This is a genomic window from Curtobacterium sp. MCBD17_023 (assembly GCF_003224415.1).
GTDB lineage: Bacteria > Actinomycetota > Actinomycetes > Actinomycetales > Microbacteriaceae > Curtobacterium.
The window spans coordinates 21,672-37,191 of record NZ_QKLJ01000011.1 but is presented as its reverse complement, the minus strand read 5'-3'; the positions used below and the strand labels follow the sequence as shown (position 1 = coordinate 37,191).

The 15,520-nt window shown below is 72.7% G+C and carries 18 protein-coding genes and 1 tRNA gene; 7 read left to right on the top strand and 12 right to left on the bottom strand.

What is annotated here, in order from left to right; genetic code table 11:
- Positions 1 to 16 precede the first annotated feature (16 nt).
- Positions 17 to 1,678, bottom strand: a complete 1,662-nt coding sequence (locus DEI84_RS11960; protein WP_181420439.1) for an adenosylhomocysteinase — start codon at positions 1,676 to 1,678, stop codon at positions 17 to 19.
- 193 nt (positions 1,679 to 1,871) lie between these two features.
- The gene (locus tag DEI84_RS11955; RefSeq protein WP_258366022.1) at positions 1,872 to 2,876 is read right to left on the bottom strand and encodes a PrsW family intramembrane metalloprotease; all 1,005 of its coding nucleotides are present in this window, start codon (positions 2,874 to 2,876) and stop codon (positions 1,872 to 1,874) included.
- Between the two features lie 75 nt (positions 2,877 to 2,951).
- Between DEI84_RS11955 and DEI84_RS11950 the strand changes: the two genes are divergently transcribed.
- From DEI84_RS11950 to DEI84_RS11940, 3 genes are all read left to right on the top strand, one after another.
- Positions 2,952 to 3,215, top strand: a complete 264-nt coding sequence (locus tag DEI84_RS11950; RefSeq protein ID WP_110824075.1) for a glutaredoxin domain-containing protein — start codon at positions 2,952 to 2,954, stop codon at positions 3,213 to 3,215.
- Between the two features lie 117 nt (positions 3,216 to 3,332).
- On the top strand, positions 3,333 to 3,611 hold the full coding sequence (locus DEI84_RS11945) for a GlsB/YeaQ/YmgE family stress response membrane protein (protein ID WP_110824076.1): 279 nt from the start codon (positions 3,333 to 3,335) through the stop codon (positions 3,609 to 3,611).
- Between the two features lie 128 nt (positions 3,612 to 3,739).
- The gene (locus tag DEI84_RS11940) at positions 3,740 to 4,144 is read left to right on the top strand and encodes a hypothetical protein (protein WP_110890983.1); all 405 of its coding nucleotides are present in this window, start codon (positions 3,740 to 3,742) and stop codon (positions 4,142 to 4,144) included.
- A 79-nt stretch (positions 4,145 to 4,223) separates the two neighbouring features.
- Here the strand turns inward: DEI84_RS11940 and nadE are convergent, their stop codons facing one another.
- Positions 4,224 to 5,045, bottom strand: coding sequence for an ammonia-dependent NAD(+) synthetase (nadE, locus tag DEI84_RS11935; RefSeq protein ID WP_110824078.1), 822 nt, complete (start codon positions 5,043 to 5,045; stop codon positions 4,224 to 4,226).
- Positions 5,046 to 5,160: 115 nt separating this feature from the next.
- Here nadE and DEI84_RS11930 point away from each other — a divergent pair, with 115 nt between their 5' ends.
- Entirely contained in the window at positions 5,161 to 6,084 is a 924-nt protein-coding gene (locus tag DEI84_RS11930; protein ID WP_258371771.1) for a DMT family transporter, read from the top strand.
- Between the two features lie 154 nt (positions 6,085 to 6,238).
- Here the strand turns inward: DEI84_RS11930 and DEI84_RS11925 are convergent.
- The 7 genes from DEI84_RS11925 to DEI84_RS11895 form a co-directional block, all read right to left on the bottom strand.
- Positions 6,239 to 6,310: transfer RNA gene (locus tag DEI84_RS11925), tRNA-Arg, on the bottom strand.
- A gap of 85 nt (positions 6,311 to 6,395) precedes the next feature.
- Positions 6,396 to 6,890, bottom strand: coding sequence for an HNH endonuclease (locus DEI84_RS11920; protein WP_110824428.1), 495 nt, complete (start codon positions 6,888 to 6,890; stop codon positions 6,396 to 6,398).
- Between the two features lie 434 nt (positions 6,891 to 7,324).
- The gene (locus DEI84_RS16030) at positions 7,325 to 8,380 is read right to left on the bottom strand and encodes a C40 family peptidase (RefSeq protein ID WP_110890982.1); all 1,056 of its coding nucleotides are present in this window, start codon (positions 8,378 to 8,380) and stop codon (positions 7,325 to 7,327) included.
- Positions 8,381 to 8,882: 502 nt separating this feature from the next.
- A complete protein-coding gene (locus DEI84_RS11910) occupies positions 8,883 to 9,281 on the bottom strand; it encodes a hypothetical protein (RefSeq protein WP_146232907.1) in 399 nt (132 codons plus the stop codon).
- Positions 9,282 to 9,421: 140 nt separating this feature from the next.
- Positions 9,422 to 9,889 carry a hypothetical protein gene (locus DEI84_RS11905; RefSeq protein ID WP_110890981.1) on the bottom strand — a complete coding sequence of 156 codons (468 nt, stop codon included), beginning with the start codon at positions 9,887 to 9,889 and terminating at the stop codon, positions 9,422 to 9,424.
- Positions 9,886 to 10,128 (bottom strand): hypothetical protein, encoded by a 243-nt coding sequence (locus tag DEI84_RS11900; RefSeq protein WP_110890980.1) that lies wholly within the window; start codon positions 10,126 to 10,128, stop codon positions 9,886 to 9,888. The genes DEI84_RS11905 and DEI84_RS11900 overlap by 4 nt, the downstream gene beginning before the upstream one ends.
- Positions 10,129 to 10,180: 52 nt before the next feature.
- Positions 10,181 to 10,876, bottom strand: a complete 696-nt coding sequence (locus tag DEI84_RS11895; protein ID WP_110824083.1) for a metal-dependent transcriptional regulator — start codon at positions 10,874 to 10,876, stop codon at positions 10,181 to 10,183.
- A gap of 173 nt (positions 10,877 to 11,049) precedes the next feature.
- Here DEI84_RS11895 and serC point away from each other — a divergent pair, with 173 nt between their 5' ends.
- Positions 11,050 to 12,168: a phosphoserine transaminase gene (serC, locus tag DEI84_RS11890; RefSeq protein ID WP_110890979.1), complete on the top strand. Its 1,119-nt coding sequence runs from the start codon at positions 11,050 to 11,052 to the stop codon at positions 12,166 to 12,168.
- A 178-nt stretch (positions 12,169 to 12,346) separates the two neighbouring features.
- Here serC and DEI84_RS11885 read toward each other — a convergent pair whose 3' ends face one another.
- Together DEI84_RS11885 and DEI84_RS11880 are read right to left on the bottom strand one after the other, a co-directional pair.
- Positions 12,347 to 12,922, bottom strand: a complete 576-nt coding sequence (locus DEI84_RS11885; RefSeq protein ID WP_110890978.1) for a DUF3027 domain-containing protein — start codon at positions 12,920 to 12,922, stop codon at positions 12,347 to 12,349.
- Positions 12,923 to 12,924: 2 nt separating this feature from the next.
- Positions 12,925 to 13,302, bottom strand: coding sequence for a cold-shock protein (locus DEI84_RS11880; RefSeq protein WP_110824086.1), 378 nt, complete (start codon positions 13,300 to 13,302; stop codon positions 12,925 to 12,927).
- A gap of 143 nt (positions 13,303 to 13,445) precedes the next feature.
- Between DEI84_RS11880 and DEI84_RS11875 the strand changes: the two genes are divergently transcribed.
- Positions 13,446 to 13,658, top strand: a complete 213-nt coding sequence (locus DEI84_RS11875; protein WP_110824087.1) for a hypothetical protein — start codon at positions 13,446 to 13,448, stop codon at positions 13,656 to 13,658.
- A 28-nt stretch (positions 13,659 to 13,686) separates the two neighbouring features.
- Positions 13,687 to 15,471, top strand: coding sequence for a helicase-associated domain-containing protein (locus DEI84_RS11870; RefSeq protein ID WP_110890977.1), 1,785 nt, complete (start codon positions 13,687 to 13,689; stop codon positions 15,469 to 15,471).
- Positions 15,472 to 15,520 lie beyond the last annotated feature (49 nt).

Genomic DNA, 15,520 nt, shown 5'->3' with positions numbered 1-15,520 from the left:
GCCGGCCGCCGGCCCGTCACGTCGGGTCCCCGAACCGTCGGGTCCGGACGTCCGGCTCGCGGTCCACGGGCTGCGCGGCGAGCGTCGCGGCGGACGTGCCGCCCACGTCGGTACCACCGCCGGGAGGCCCGCCCCGCGCCCCGAACGCGGCGAGCGCCACGCGGGCGGTCGCCTCGTCCACCTCGGGGTCGATCGGCACGACGGCGCGGTCCAGCTCGTCGCCCCGCTCGACGAGCATCCGCACGGCACCGAGCTGCGCCGCGAAGGACAGGTCCATCACCTCGATCGGGTTGCCCTCGGCCGCGGTGATGTTGATGCACCCGCCGCCGTCGAGCAGCAGCACGCCGGGACCGTCCGGGAGCGTGAGGCGCTCGACCCGTCGACCCACCGTCGCCCGCTCGGCCCCCGCTGCGACGGCGTCCTCGACCGCGATCTCCTGGTCCACCCCGCCCGCGACCGACAGGACCGCTCCGGGAGCGCACGCACGGAGCACCGTCAGGCTGACCGTGTCCGCCACCCCGGTCGCGCTCACCACCAGGTCGGCGGTGCGGACGGCGTCGACGAGCGGAGCGACCTCGTACCCGGCGAACACGGCCTGCAGCGCCCGGACCGGGTCGGTGTCGGCGACGGTGACCCGGAACCCGAGCGCCCGGAGGACCAGGGCGACCCCCTCCCCCACGTGACCGAACCCGGCGACGACCGCCCGGCCTCCCGTCAGGTCGGGCCGGACGCCGGGGTCGAGCGCGTCGACCAGGTCGAGTGTCGCGAACACCGTCGACTGCCCCGTGCCGTACCGGTTGTCGAAGAACGTCTTGGTGCGGGCGTCGTTCACCGCGACGACCGGGATCCCGAGCTGGCCGCGGGCCGCCATCACGCGCAGCGGGCGGAGGCCGCTCGTGGTCTCCTCGGCGGCTCCGAGCATCGTCGGCAGCAGGTCGGGGCGCTCCTGGTGCACGAGCCGGATGACGTGCGACCCGTCGTCGACGAGCACGTGTGGCCGGGTGTCGAGCATCGCGAGCGCGAGCGCGCGCTGTTCCGCCACGGTCGCGGTGCTGCTCGCGTGCACGGGGACGCCGGCCCGGCGGAGGACCGCGGCGACGGCGTCGTCCGTCTCGTCGGCATGTGCGTAGACGACCACCTCGGCGCCGGCGTCCTGCAGCAGGAGGGACAGCACGGCGGTCTTCGGCTCGAGGAACAGGCTCACCCCGACGCGGGTGCCCCGGAGCAGGCCGCCCTGCCGGAGCTCGTCGGCGACGGCACGGGACACCGGCATGGAGCGGCGGGCCCAGCGGATGCGGGCCTCGGCGGCAGGGTCGTCCTCGGGCTCGCGGCCGGTCGACACGAGGAACACGTCGTCGGAGAGCGTCGGCACGCCGAGGACGCCGGGGCGGGCGAGCACGGTCGGGCCGAAGGCGTCCTCGTCGACGGCGGGGACGTGGCGGCCGGCATCGACCACGAGCAGCAGCGCGCCGCGGGGACGGTCCGCGGTGGCGTCCTCCACGGCGGCGGCGCTCTGTTCGGGCGTGCCGAGACACCAGAGCTGGTCGACGGCCGCGCCGTCACCGGCGTCCGCGGGTCGGGCTCCGAGCCCGACGAGCGATGCGTGCAGGGCGGCGGCGTCCCGGGGATCACCGCCGACGACGCGGAAGCGCCGAGCGGCGAGGAGCGTGTTCGTCACGCGGGCGGTGTGCCGGACCGCAGCGGACGCCCAGGCCGACGTTGCGAGGTCAGCGCGAGTCGGGTCTGCGCGGGTCGGATCGGCGCGGGTCGGGTCGGCGCGCGGCATGGGGACATCGTAGGGCGGGCCGGTGGCCCGGCGGTGCCGGCGGTCGAGGCTGGCCGTGGCGCACGGGCGCGCCGGGCCCGCACGGTCAGAGCACGTGCGGCGGCGGCGTCCGGTGCCAGACCTGCTCGGCACCGTCGTCGGGGACACCCCACGGTCCGGCGGGGACCTGCCACGAACCGACGGCCGGCACCTGCTGCGCCTCGATCCGCCGCGTCAGCCGTCGGTGGTGCAGGAGCACCCCGACCAGGACGGCGACGCCGATCACGCTCACGACGGCGAGGCCGGCGACGTACAGCGTCGTCACGACACCGGCGAGCGCGGGGGGCACGGTCCCGTCCTGCGCCGCCGAGAACGGCGTCCCGGTGATCACGAACGCGAGCAGGGTCGAGATCGTCGAGTTCGAGTCCCACAGCCCGTGCAGCACCGACACCACGACGTAGGCGACCAGCACCGACCACGTCCACCGGAACCGGGGACGACCGTGCGCCGCCCCGAAGAGCACCGCCCCGAGGATCGCCGTCCACAGCACGTGCCCCACCGGCGAGAGCACGGCGCGGGCCACCTCGGTCTGCAGGAGCGACACGAGGTCGATGCCGCGGGTGGTGATCGCCGCGTTGAACGCGTACCCGGCTGACTCGAACGCCGAGAACCCGGCACCCACCGTCGCCCCGAGCAGTGCGCCCTGCCGTGCCGTCTTCGGTCGGACCCGCCAGCCGACCACGACCAGCAGCAGGCCCTTCACGAGTTCCTCGGCGAAGCCGACGAGCAGGTACAGGGTCGCCCCGGGGCGCAGGTCGGACTCGAGCAGGGACGCCCCGAGCACCCCGAGGACCCCGCCGACGAAGAACGCCGTGACCAGCTGCATCGTGCTCACCGTGCCGGTGACCCGTTCGATGACGAACAGCACCACGGTGAAGGGCACGAGGAAGCTGCCGAGCAGGATGATGGTCGGCACCAGGTTCGTGTTCTGCGTGGCGACGGTGACGATGATCGTCACGACCCACAGCAGGAACCCGCTGAGGAGGGTCTTCCACCACCAGCCGTGCCGGTGGTGGGGGTGCGCGCCGACGTGCGCGGTCTCGAGCGTCATGTGCCTCATCGTGCTCCGCGCCGCATGCCGAGGGTCTCCGGGAATACGGATGACGCGGTTCGCGTAGTCCCCCGCATGACCGATGAGACGTTCGACAAGGTGACCGTGTTCGGCGCGGACTGGTGCCGCGACTGCCGCCGCTCCAAGGCGCTGCTGGACCGACTGGGCGTGGACTACGAGTACGTGGACGTCGAGGCCGACCTGTCCGCCGCCGACCGCGCGCAGGCGATCAGTGGCCGGAAGAACATCCCCGTCGTGGTGCTGCCGGACGGCAAGCACTTCGTCGAGCCGTCCGACGCCGAGCTGCAGGCGGAGCTGGAGTCGTCGGGCGTGGTCTGACCGTCCGTCCGACGAACCTGGGAACGTGCTGAGCCGGAGGCGTGTTCACTCGGGCGTCGGCCCTGAGCTCGGTGCACCGCCGAGGCCTCGGACCGGCCGCAGAACAAGGAGGACACCGTGATCGGTCTCATCATCAGCCTCATCATCGTCGGGCTCATCGCCGGCGCCCTCGCCCGCCTCATCATCCCCGGCAAGCAGCACATGTCCATCCTGATGACCATCGTCCTCGGGATCGTCGGATCGTTCGTCGGTGGTCTGCTCGGGTTCCTGATCTTCCAGCACGACCCGCAGGACGGCTTCTTCCAGCCGGCCGGCATCATCGGGTCGATCATCGGTGCCGTCATCGTGCTGTTCCTCTACACGCGCTTCGCGGGTCGGGGTGCCAACCGTCGCTGACGGCGCGCCCTGCGCTGACGCGCTGACCACACGACGGGAGGCCCGGTACCAGCTGGTACCGGGCCTCCCGTCGTCCTGTGCCCCGGAAGTCCGGAACGCGCGCAGGCGGCCGGCGTACGGTCCACGACATGACTGATGCGAACGACACCCGTCGCCCGGAGCAGGACGCAGCACGGCTCGGCCTCGTCGTGGTCGGTGAGGCCGCCGCGCTGCAGTCCGGCGACGAAGCCGCGATGGACGCAAGCGAGGCGAACATCCGCGAGACCGTCGACGAACTCGTGGACGTCCCCCTGACCGAGCGCCAGGAGGAGGTCGTGGAGCGGCTCGCGCAGGCCGGCGGGACCCTGACCGCCGGGCTCAGTGGCGCGCTCGCCGCCCGGACCGGCAACAGCGTCGACGACGTCCTCGAGGGCGCCGCGCGGAGCATCGTCTGGCAGGAGCGCCTCACCGAGGAGCGCGAGGACGCCGGGCCCCACGACATCGGGCGACAGGACATCGGGCGCGACGACCAGGACGGCCGCCACTCCGCCTGACTCCGGACCACGGACACACGGGAGGCCCGTCACCAGCTGGTGACGGGCCTCCCGTGTGTCCCCGGGCCCCGGAGTGACGTCAGCGACGCCACCACTCGTCGAACGGCGACGCGGGTACCTGGCGCTTGTGCTCGGTCGCGCGGTACCGCGCCTCGATCGCCTCGGCGACCTCGACCGGGACGTCGTGTCCCTGCAGGTAGGCGTCGAGCTCGGCGTAGGTGAGGCCGAGGTTCGCCTCGTCGGTCTGGCCGGGCAGGTCGTCGAGCAGGTCCGCGGTCGGCGCCTTCTCGTACAGGCGGGCCGGCGCACCGAGGTGCTCGAGCAGCTGGCGCCCCTGGCTCTTCGTCAGACCGGTCAGCGGCGTGAGGTCGACGCCGCCGTCGCCGTACTTCGTGAAGAAGCCGGTCACGGCCTCGGCCGCGTGGTCGGTGCCGACGACCAGGAGCCCGCGCTGCCCGGCGACGGCGTACTGCGCGACCATGCGCATGCGGGCCTTCACGTTGCCCTTCACGAAGTCGCTCAGGGCGACGCCGGCCTCCGCGGTGTCCTGCACCACGCCGTCCACCCCGTGCTCGATGTTCACGACGATGCCGGGGTCCGCGGCGATGAACTGCAGGGCGAGCTGCGCGTCGTCCTCGTCGGCCTGCACCCGGTAGGGCATCCGCACGGTGACGAACTCGGCGGCGTGCCCCTCGGAGCGGAGCGACTCGACCGCGAGCTGCGTCAGGCGGCCGGCGAGCGTGGAGTCCTGCCCGCCGCTGACGGCGAGGACGTAGCCGTTCGCGCCGGTGGTCAGCAGGTAGTCACGCAGGAAGCCCACGCGTCGGGCGATCTCCTGCTCCGGGTCGATGGTCGGCTGGACGTTGAGGTCCGCGGCGATGGCGGCTTGGAGTTCTCGCACGCACCCAGTATCCGCCCGAGCCGCGCCGGGCGCACGGACACCGTGGAGGTGCTCATTAGAGTGGCGGGCACACCGGTCGGAGCCGCACCCGCACCGAGGACGACGGAGGTCGATCGTGAGGGACGAGCGCCGCGCCGGACTGCTCGCCGTCACCGTCACCGCCTTGCTCTGGGGCACCACCGGCACCGCCGCGACCTTCGCGCCCGACGTCGGCCCGCTCGCGATCGGTGCCGCGGCGCTCGGCGTCGGCGGGATCCTGCAGGCGGTCGTCGGCGCGCGGGCCCTTCGAGCGGCTGCTCCATTGCTCGTGCGGAGCCGCGCACTCGTCCTCGTCGGCGCGGTCGCCGTCGCGGTGTACCCGCTCGCGTTCTACAGCTCGATGCACACCGCCGGGGTGGCCGTCGGCTCCGTGGTGTCGTTGGCGTCCGCTCCCCTGGCGTCCGGGGTTCTGGAGCGGGTCGTCGACCGGCGGCCGCTCAGCCGGTGGTGGGTGCTCGCCGCGGCGCTCGGCGTCGTCGGGAGCGTGCTGCTCTGCCTGTCCAGCCTGGCGGGGTCGGCGGACCCGGCCGGCGTCGGGTCGCCTGGGTCGACGGTCCTCGGGGTCGTGCTCGGCCTCGTGGCCGGGGCCATGTACGCGGTCTACTCGTGGGCGTCCCGTCGGCTCATGGTCGACGGGGTCCCCCGCGCGGCCGCGATGGGTGCCGTGTTCGGCGGCGGTGGGCTGCTCCTCATGCCGGTGCTCGCCGTCACCGGAGCGCCCCTGCTCGCGTCGCCGCAGAACGCCGCGGTCGGCGTGTACATGGCGATCGTGCCGATGTTCCTCGGGTACCTGCTGTTCGGGTACGGACTGGCGAGGATCCCGGCGAGCACCGCCACCACCGTCACCCTCACCGAACCGGCGGTCGCTGCCGTGCTCGCGGTGCTGGTGGTCGGCGAGCGGCTCACCGCGGTCGGGTGGGCCGGGCTGGGCGTGATCGCGATCGTGCTCGTCGTCCTGGCGGTCGCGCCGACGAACACCCGGGCTGGTTCGCGTTCCTGAGGACGGGAGCGAACGGACCATCGAGGTGCCCCTGGAGGGACTCGAACCCCCAACCCTTTCCTGAGGACGGGACCGGACGGACCACCGAGGTGCCCCTGGAGGGACTCGAACCCCCAACCCTTTCCTGAGGACGGGACCGGACGGACCACCGAGGTGCCCCTGGAGGGACTCGAACCCCCAACCCTTTCCTTAGGACGGAACTGCTCTTCCATTGAGCTACAGAGGCCGGCCCGACCACTCTAGCGGGAGCCGGGACGCGCCGGACGAGAGGCGTGGGGCGGGCGTACCCGAGGCCTCCCGTCCGGCCCCACCTACGCGGCGACCAGGTACTCGTCCCAGTCCGGCTGCGGCCGCTCGATGCCGCGGACGACCCAGGCCGAACCGTGCGGGGCCTTCGGCGGGAACCGCAGCGTCCACCCCATCTCGCGCGGGGTGCGGTCGCCCTTGACGTTGTTGCAGGCGAGGCAGCAGGCGACGAGGTTCTCCCACGAGTCTCGACCGCCACGGGACTTCGGCTGGACGTGGTCGATCGTGGTCGCGTTCCGGCCGCAGTAGGCGCACCGGTTGGCGTCTCGGCGGAGCACACCGCGCCGGGACACCGGGATCAGCCGGGACTGCGGGATGCGCACGTACCGGGTCAGGATGATGACGGACGGACGGTCGTAGCTGACGGCGGCACCGGTGACGGGGTGCAGGGTGTCGGCGGCGACGACGGAGGCCTTCTGGTTCATGACGAGGACCAGGGCTCGACGGAACGAGATCACCGCGAGGGGCTCGTAACCGGCGTTGAGGACGAGAGTGCGCATGGGTTCCCTTCCGACGTGCCTGGACGGCTTCCAGGCGGTGCGGGCACCGGGTCGGTCGGCGTGGAACGGGTGGTCACGGCCTCCGGGCCCGAGGGCGGGTCCGGCCGGCCCACGCCGTCGGAGCGGGCCGTCCTGCCGGAGCGGGGCGGTCCCACCGTCGATGAGGGCCGGATACACGAAGAGCACCACCCGTCAGGGCGGTGCTCCGGTCAGTCGCGCGCGAGTTGCGGCTCGCAGGCTGTGGTCGTCCGTATGTCGACATGCGCGCGCCGACCCATGGTGCGGGTCGTGCGTGACGTCGACATGTGGTCTCCCGTTCGGGTCGAGGCGATCCGATGCGTGCAGGCTAACCCAGAAACCGGCCCCGCACGAGGGGTGCGGGGCCGGTTCGGACGCTGTTCACATGCGCGCCCGCAGGGTGTCGTTCCGGGTCGTCAGATCCCGAAGCGGACGATGTGGTAGTTGCTCGACCAGATCGGGCGGATCGAGACCGAGCCGCCGGGCTTCGGGGCGTCCATGATCATGCCGTTGCCCATGTAGAAGCCGTCGTGCGAGTCGTCGTTGAAGACGACCACGTCGCCCGGCTGCGCTTCCGACTCGGGGATCGTGGTGCCGACCTGGTCCTGCAGCGTGACCGAGTGGGCGAGGCTGATGCCGTGCTGCGCGTAGACGTAAATGACGTAGCCCGAGCAGTCGAACCCGGCGGGGGTGGCGCCGCCGAACACGTAGGGCGTCCCGATGTACTGCTTCGCCGTGGCGACGACGGCCGGCAGCGAGAACGGGGTCCCCGCGGCAGGTGCCGCACTCGTCGCGGCGGCGTTCGCGGCGTCGGCGGCCGAGGCGGTCGTGGCCGCTCCGGTCGTGTCGTCGGCGAGGTAGTCCTCGGCCGTCTTGCCGTCGTAGGCGTACTCCGCTGCCTTCGCGGCACGAGCGGCCTCGAGCTCGGCGGCGGCCTTCGCCGCTGCCTTCGCGGCGGCCTGCGCCTCGAGGGTCGCGGTCGAGGTGGCGCTGAAGCCGTCGCGCGAGGTGTCGGCTGCGCCGGCCGCGGCGGACACGTCGAACTGCTGCGCCTGCACCGCGAGATCGGAGGCCGCGTCGGTCTGCGCGGCTCCGGCCTGCGACGTGGAGGTGGTCGCGAAGGCGGCCGGGACGGCCATCGTGCCGAACATCCCCGCCGCGACGGCCAGGACGACGGGAGCCATGAACCGGCGCTTGCGGGACGACGCTGACGGAGCGGCCGCGCGGGTGACGCCGAGGGCGCGGCCGTCACGGGTCGCGGCAGCGCGGGTGGCGGGCGTCCGGGCGGCTGCCGGACGGGCTGCGCTCGTACGGGGTGCGGTCGGGGCGGACGCCGTGCGGGCGAGCGGGCGACGTGCGGCACGCTCGGCTGCTTCGCGTGCTGCCCTGCGGGTCAGGGGAGCTGCGACGGTGTCACCGGTGGTCGTCGGGTTCGCGGTCGGGTCGTCCGCGGCGGTTCCGGTGTAGGTCAAGTGGGTCTCCGGCGCCTCGTGACACGCGCCCGGTCGAGGACGGTCGCGTGCAACCCCATCCGTTCGTCATCGTTTCCGATCGAGGCAGGAGACGGGTCACGAGACGTCCTGCCACGGGTCCCGAGATCGCTGCTCGCGGGACTCGACGAGTGTACGGGCGCACCGCGGACATGTCGAGACGAAACCGTGACCTGGTAACGGATCGGTGAAGAACCCCTGGTCAGAGCGAAGGAATCGGTCACCACGATGGCCTGCTGCTTCTTGTACGTCCACTCAGGTCTTGTCCCCCGGGGCCGTACCCCCTATGGTTCGCCCACCACGAGGACCCAGGCGCGAGCTCACCGCGGCGATCCCGGTCCACCAACGGACCCTCATGCTGTGACGCCCGGCACCTGCACCGAGCGATCGCAGCGAACGAGGACGGGATGCAGGTACCCCGGAGCGCGGGCTCCGGTGCACCCCGACGCAGCGCCTGGCCCGGGCTGTGTCGGCGGGCGACAGGTCACTCGCCGGAGAGGTCCTCGGCGATGTCGTCGGCGTTGCCGGGGAAGCACAGCGAGACCGCCTGCACGGTGTAGTTCCCGGGGTACGCGTACGCGCTGATCGACGCGATCTTCCCGCCACCGCTGCCGATGACCGCGGGACCGTCGCTCGACTCGCGGCGGACGACCTGCATCCCCTGGGACTTCCAGTGCTCCTCCATGCGCGTGGCGTCCTCGTCGGGCGACCCCTCGAGCGTGCTCCCGGTCAGGTAGCGCCACTGCGCCCCTCCCGTGCCGTCCTCGAGTTCGCAGTCTTCCGGGTAGTCCGGGCCGGTGCGCGCCTTCCACTCCCCACCGAGTCGCTCGGTGGCGTCGTCGACGGCTTCGATCATCTGCTGCTTCGCGGTGTCGGCGTCCACGGTCGGCTCCGTTCGTCCTGGTGCTGCGGTGTCGGGTCCCCGCAGGACACACCCTGCGAGCACAGTGGTGGTGGCCGTCATGACGAGGACGCCCGCGACGGCGCGCCTCGCCGTGGTCCATCGAGCGGTGGTCGTCGTCGTCATCGTCCCGCCATCCACCAGGGCCTCCCGTCGATCAGGTCCTGGTCTCGCTTCGTCGGTGGTTCCGGGTGGTACGCGGTCGCATCGTCCTCGTGCCCCGTCGTCACCCGCCCCACGTTGTACACGGACTCGGCGTCGGCGTCCAGGTAGCCGGACCTGTCACCGGTGAGCGGGTCGTGGTCGAGGACCGGCCTGCGGTCCGCCGCGTCGGCGGGGTTCGAGTCCGTCACGAAGACCGTCGCACCGAAGGCCTCTCGGGACGGATCCACGTGGTGCCCGGGTGCCGTGCGTCCGAGCGCTGCGAGGTGGTCGCCCTGTCCGGCCTCGTCGGGGAGGACGTTCCGTGCCTGGCCGACGTAGACGTGCTCGGCGTGCACCTTGCCGGCCGAGTCGACCGCGTTCGACAGGCCGGCGGACCCCAGTGCGACCGCCTTCGCGTCGCCTGCGTCGAACTCGATGTCCGTCACTGTGCCTCCCCCGGTCGGCGTTGCAGTTCCCCCGCGACGCAGTCCTGCTCACCGGTGTGCCGGTGAGCAGGACCGCCGCTCCGATCGCCGGAGCACGGCGCTCCGAGCACGTCGTCCCTGCCGCTGATCTCGAGCGAGCCCACCACGTCCTTCACCCGCCGCCCGTCCGGTCCTGCCATCGGCACGTCCTCGCCGACGATGACCCGCGTCCGACGGGCGTCCAGGGAACGGACGGGCACGCCCGGACAGGGCAGACCGTTCCTGCCCCTGGGTGCGGCGGGCGAGGAGACGTCAGTCGGTGCTGATGTAGACGTGCTGCGCGACCTCGGTCGGCAGCTCGATCCCGGCGTCCTCGCCGTCCACGCGGACCGCCACGTAGGCGCCCGCGCGCTGCACGCTGGCCGTGCGTCCGGGCATGACCCCGGCGGCGCGGAGCTGGTGCAGCAGCTCCGGCTCGAACTGCACCGGCTCGCCCAGACGGCGGATGACGCCGGTCGCGATCGCGTCGGTGTCGTCGGTGGCGACCACGATGTTGCGCACCCCGTCGAGGAAGCCGGCCGCCGTGGGTCCACCGATCTCCGCGAGGCCGGGGATCGGGTTGCCGTACGGGGACTCCGTCGGGTTCCCGAGCATCTCGAGCAGGCGGACCTCCACCTGCTCGCTCATCACGTGCTCCCACCGACAGGCCTCGTCGTGGACGAAGGCCCAGTCGAGGCCGATCACGTCGGCGAGCAACCGCTCGGCCAGACGGTGCTTGCGCATCACGTGCGTGGCGCGGGACCGACCGGTGTCGGTGAGTTCCAGGTGCCGATCGCCCGAGACGACGACGAGGCCGTCGCGCTCCATGCGGGCGATCGTCTGCGAGACCGTGGGGCCCGAGTGCCCGAGGCGCTCCGAGATCCGGGCGCGCAGCGGGACGATGCCCTCTTCTTCGAGGTCGAGGATGGTGCGGAGGTACATCTCCGTGGTGTCGACGAGATCGGTCACGCCTCCGCCTCTCCTGATGTGGACCCAGCCCGACCCACACTACTTGCTGGCGCCGACGCACCGGGACCGACACCGTGCGCTCTGCGCGGACGCCGGCCGGGAGGCCCGTCCCGGCCCCGCCCCGTCCGGCCGGTCCACGGGGGCGACCGCAGGGCCGTCGGTAGGATCGGCCCATGGCAGACATCGTCATCCCAGCCGACCTCCTCCCCACCGACGGCCGCTTCGGATGTGGTCCGTCGAAGATCCGCGGAGCGCAGCTCGAGACCCTCGTCACCCGCGGCGCGACCGTCCTCGGGACCTCGCACCGCCAGAAGCCCGTCAAGGACCTGGTCGGCTCCGTCCGGCAGGGCCTCGCCGACCTGTTCCAGGTGCCGGACGGCTACGAGGTCGTGCTCGGCAACGGCGGGTCGACCGCGTTCTGGGACGCCGCCGCCTTCGGTCTCATCGAGCGCCGGGCGGAGAACCTGTCCTTCGGTGAGTTCGGGTCGAAGTTCGCCAAGGCCGCCGCCGCCCCGTGGCTCGAGGCACCGCACGTCGTGGAGGCCCCGGGCGGGTCCCGCGCCGAACTCGAGATCGTCGAGGGTGTCGACGTCTACGCCTACCCGCACAACGAGACCTCGACCGGCGTCATGGCCCCGGTCGTGCGGGCCGCGGGCGACCCCGGCGCACTGACCGTCGTCGACGCCACGAGCGCTGCCGGTGGTGCCGCGTTCGACGTCGACCAGACCGACGTCTACTACTTCGCCCCGCAGAAGAACTTCGCCTCGGACGGCGGGCTCTGGCTCGCGCTGTTCTCCCCCGCGGCGATCGAGCGTGTCGAGCGGATCGCCGCGTCCGACCGCTACATCCCGGAGTTCCTCTCGCTGAAGAACGCCGTGGACAACTCCCGGTTGGACCAGACGCTGAACACCCCGGCGATCACGACCCTGCTGCTCCTCGATGACCAGGTGCGGTGGATCAACCAGTCCGGTGGTCTGGCGTGGGCCGACGGCCGCACGAAGACGTCGTCCTCGACGCTCTACGACTGGGCCGAGGCCTCCGACTACGCGACGCCGTTCGTCACCGACCCGGCGCACCGGTCGCAGGTCGTCGTGACGATCGACCTCGACGACTCGATCGACGCCAAGGCCGTGGCCGCGACGCTCCGGCAGAACGGCATCGTCGACACGGAGCCGTACCGGAAGCTCGGCCGGAACCAGCTCCGTGTCGCGACCTTCACGGCGATCGACCCCGACGACGTCACCAAGCTCACGCGGGCGATCGACCACGTGGTGGCTGCCCTGGCGAGCTGACCCCGCCGCCGCGAGACGCGACGAGGGCGGTGTCACGCAACGGTGTTCCGTTGCAGGGCACCGCCCTCGTCGTGTCGCGTGGGTCGTCGCGTCGCGTGCGTCGACGTGTCGCGTGGGTCGGGCAGGACCTGACCGACGGGTCAGGACCTGACCGACGGGTCAGGACCGGAGGGACCGGTCAGGACCGGTGGAAGCCGGGGTCGGTCTCGCCGGCGTCGAGCTGGTCCAGATCCAGGTCGTCGTCCGGGTCGACGGGACCGACGCGGCGGGTGCGGCGACGGCCGCGGGTGCGGGCTGGCGGGGCGGCCGGCTGGTCCTCGTCCTCGTCGTCGTCCTCGTCCTCGTCCTCGTCCGACTCGTCGCCGTCGTCGGAGTCATCGTCGCCGTCGTCGGAGTCGTCGTCGTCTTCGTCGTCGTCCGACTCGTCGTCATCAGACTCGTCGTCGAAGTCGTCCTCGTCGTCCTGCGCGGCCCGGTACTCGGCCAGTCGCTCCGACCACGGCACCCACTCCGGCGCGAGCAACGAGCCGTCACCCGGCATCAGTTCGACCTCGAGCACGGTGGGCTCGTCACCCTCGACCTGGGCGATGCTGACGGTCCAGCGCCACCCCGGGTACCCCGGCATGCGGTTGGCGAAGAGGACGGAGACGACGCCGTCGCCCTCGTCGACGGTGCCGACGGGGCTCCCGACGGTGGCTTCGGGGGTGATCTCGAGCAGTGCGCCGCGGGCGAGCTCGGTGAGGTCGGTGGTCATGTTCACGCGTCCAACTGGTCGGCGACGTGTCGCAGGATGGTGGCGATCCGCTCACCGTTCTTCGGGTAGCGGCCCCGCTTGAGGTCACCGCTGATGCGGTCGAGTTCCTTCACCAGGTCCTCGACGATGACGGCCATGTCGTCGGCGGAGCGACGGGTCATCTTGGAGAGCGACGCCGGCGCTTCGAGGATCCGCACGGTCAGCGCCTGCGAACCCTTCTTGCCCTGCACCACGCCGTACTCGAGCTTGGTGCCGGCCTTCACCGTGGCCACACCGTCGGGCAGGGAGGAGGCGTGCAGGAAGACCTGGTCGCCGTCGTCTCCGGTGATGAAGCCGAAGCCCTTCTGGTCGTCGTAGAACTTGACCTTGCCGGTGGGCATGCTGGGACTCCTCGATACATGGACGGCCGCGGTGCGTCGGATATCCTGGGCCGATGGCCAAGCCGACCCGATCCACCGGGGACCCCCGCACTGCTGCGGAACCCCCGGCGACGTCCAATCGTACCGAACGCACACTCGCGTTCATGGTCGGTGGGATCGTCCTCCTCATCCTGGCGAGCTTCATCGTCATGATCACCGGGTGGCTGACGATGAAGCAGATCCCCGGGGACGGCATCTGGCCGGTCGCCCTCGGCGTCGTCTACTTCGGCCCTCCGGTCGCCTTCGTCCTCATGCTGGCGCTCCTGGCCCTCACCTGGACCCGCAAGGCCCGGCAGCACCGCGCAGAGGCCCGCTGACGTCCGCCACGGACGCCGGCCGAGGACGATGACGACCACGACGGACCTCGCCGCACGCCTGCGCGAGCTCCCCGACGACGCACTCGAGCAGCTCGTGCTCGCGCGCGCCCTCCCCACCGCCGCGCTCGGCGAGTCCGGACCACAGCACATCGCGGACTTCTTCGACCTCGCCGAGGCGCTCCGCACCGACGACGCGGTGGACGCCGCCGTCGAACGGCTCCCGCGCCGCACGCTCGTCGCACTCCGCGACGGGGGCCCCGCCGAGGACCTCGCGCCGGCCGTCGCACTCGGGCTCGTCGGTCACGACGGCGCCGTCGACGACGCGGTCACCTCCCGGCTCGCGGCCCGCCCGGACCTCGTCCCCGACGGCCCGGGAGGCCCGGCTCCGGTCCGCCCCGCAGCCGCCGCCCAGCAGGGTGCCGACGGCGGCACCGACGACGCCCGCGCCCGCGCGACCGGAGCGGAGCACGCCTTCGAGACGCTCACGGTGCTCGCGGAGCTCCTCCGCGCGGCCGACGACGGCGCCGTCCGCGAGCTCGCGAAGGGCGGGATCGGAGCGCCCCTCGCCCGACAGCTCGCCGAACGCACGGGGGCCGACGCCGCCGTGGTCGCGGACCGCCTCGCCCTGCTCGACCGGATCGGTGCCGCCCACCCCGTGGACGGGTCCTGGACGGTCTCGGACCGCGGCCGGACCTGGCTGCACGCCACGTGGCCGGAGCGGTGGGCATCGCTCGTGCACGACTGGCGCGACGCCCTCGCCCCCGCCGTGGTCGAGGTCCTCACGCTCGCGGACGACGACCTCACCGACCTCGTGGCGCTGGGCCGGTGGGCGTACCCAGCCGGCTCGCGCTGGCTCGACGCGGCCCTGCTCGACGCGGCCGGCGCCGCGGGTGTCCTCGGGCTCGCGGTGGCCGGGCGCCTGACGTCCACCGGGCACGCACTGCTCGGCGACGACCGCGACGCCGCCCTGGCCGCGGCCGTCGCAGACCTGCCGGGGACGGTCGACGGAGTGTACCTCCAGCCGGACCTGACGGTCATCGCGCCGGGTCCGCTGTCGCCCGCCGACGACGACGACCTCCGTGCCGTCGCCGATCTCGAGGCACCGGGGCTCGCCGCTCGGTACCGGGTGTCCGAGGACTCGCTCCGCCGGGCGCTCCGGGCCGGACGGACCCGCGACGAGGTCGTGGCGCTCTTCACCCGGCTCGGCGCCACGGACGTCCCGCAGCCCCTCACGTACCTCATCGACCAGGTCGCGACCCGGGACGGCAGTGTCGTCGTCGGTCGTGGCGAGGGCGACCTCGGGTCGGTCGTGCACGGGACGCCCGAGCAGCTCGACCTCGTCGGGGTCGACGCCGAGCTCCGGCAGCTGGCGTGGGAGCGGCCCGACCTCACGACCCTCGTGACGAAGTACCCGCCGCACGTCGTGGCCAGTGCACTCGAGGACCAGCGCTACCCGGCCGTGCTCGCAGCCGACGCCCGCCCGGAGACGCGATCCGGGCCTCCCGTCCGACGGCGGACGCCGAGCCGCTCACCGGAGCAGGCGGCCCGCGCCCTGGTGGAGCGGCTGCGACTGACGACGGAACGCGGCGACGCGGAACCGGAGCAGGAGTGGATGGCCCGCCAGATCGACATGGCCGTGCGCGGCCGGACCCCGATCCGCGTGACCGTCCGGATGCCGGACGGGTCGGAGAAGCCGTTCTCGATCGTCCCGACCTCGGTCGCGGCCGGTCGGGTGCGGGGGAAGGACACCGCGGTCGACGTCGAGCGGACCCTCCCGCTCTCCCTCGTGGTCACGATCGAGAGCGATGCCTGACGGCCGTCCTGTGGACAACCGGGCGACGCACCAGCTGCGCCGCCTAGGC